Genomic DNA, 324 nt, shown 5'->3' with positions numbered 1-324 from the left:
GCGCCTTGGCGCAGCGCTCGGCGGAAGCGGCGCGCGAGATCAAGAACCTGATCTCGGCCTCGACCACCCAGGTCGGCGAGGGCGTCAAGCTGGTCGCCGCCACCGGCCAGGCGCTGGAGCGCATCGTGACCCAGGTCGCCGAGATCAACGCGGTGGTGACCAACATCGCGGCGAGCGCGCACGAGCAGTCGACCGGCCTCGACCAGGTCAACACCGCGGTCAACCAGATGGACCAGGTGACGCAGCAGAACGCGGCGATGGTCGAGGAATCGACGGCGGCGAGCCATTCGCTGGCGCAGGAGACCGACGCGCTGGCGCGCCAGA

General features: G+C 70.1%; 1 protein-coding gene. It reads left to right on the top strand.

Annotation, left to right across the window (positions count from 1 at the left end):
• Nucleotides 1-324: methyl-accepting chemotaxis protein (locus C7I85_RS30345; RefSeq protein WP_245445177.1), on the top strand; the 324-nt coding region annotated here is incomplete at both ends.

This window comes from Pseudaminobacter soli (ex Li et al. 2025), from assembly GCF_003012705.1.
In the GTDB taxonomy this organism is placed as follows: Bacteria; Pseudomonadota; Alphaproteobacteria; order Rhizobiales; family Rhizobiaceae; genus Pseudaminobacter; species Pseudaminobacter soli.
The sequence above is the reverse complement of the archived record's forward strand: the minus strand, read 5'-3'. Positions and strand labels throughout refer to the sequence as shown.